Source organism: Mycobacterium angelicum, from assembly GCF_002086155.1.
GTDB classification, from domain to species: domain Bacteria; phylum Actinomycetota; class Actinomycetes; order Mycobacteriales; family Mycobacteriaceae; genus Mycobacterium; species Mycobacterium angelicum.
In genome coordinates, this window is the sequence record NZ_MVHE01000323.1 from 1 (window position 1) to 361 (window position 361).

The 361-nt window shown below is 61.2% G+C and carries 1 protein-coding gene; it reads right to left on the reverse strand.

The annotated features are described in order from the left end of the window. On the reverse strand, nucleotides 1–361 hold a 361-nt coding region (locus tag BST12_RS29605), incomplete at both ends, for a pentapeptide repeat-containing protein (RefSeq protein ID WP_139802111.1).

Below are 361 nucleotides of genomic sequence, written 5' to 3' on the forward strand. Positions count from 1 at the left end.
CCAGGTGGATGGGGGGAAGGATCGTGGTGTCCGGGATGATAATGGGGCCGATGCCGCCGGTTGAAGTCCAGTGGATCGGGAATTCGGGAATCGTGATGCCGACGTTCAGGCCGAACAGGCCCTCGAAGTTGCCTCGCCACAAGATGCCGTTGCTGTCGTTGCCGGTGATGAAGGCGCCGGTGTTGACGGTGCCCGAATTGGCGACGCCGGTGTTGGCGTTGCCGGTGTTGAACCAGCCGGTGTTGATGCTGCCCGGGTTGAAACCACCGGTGTTGGTGTCACCGACATTGAAGCTGCCCGTGTTGTACGACCCGGGGTTGGCGATGCCGGTGTTGAAATTGCCGGCATTGAAGAGCCCAGT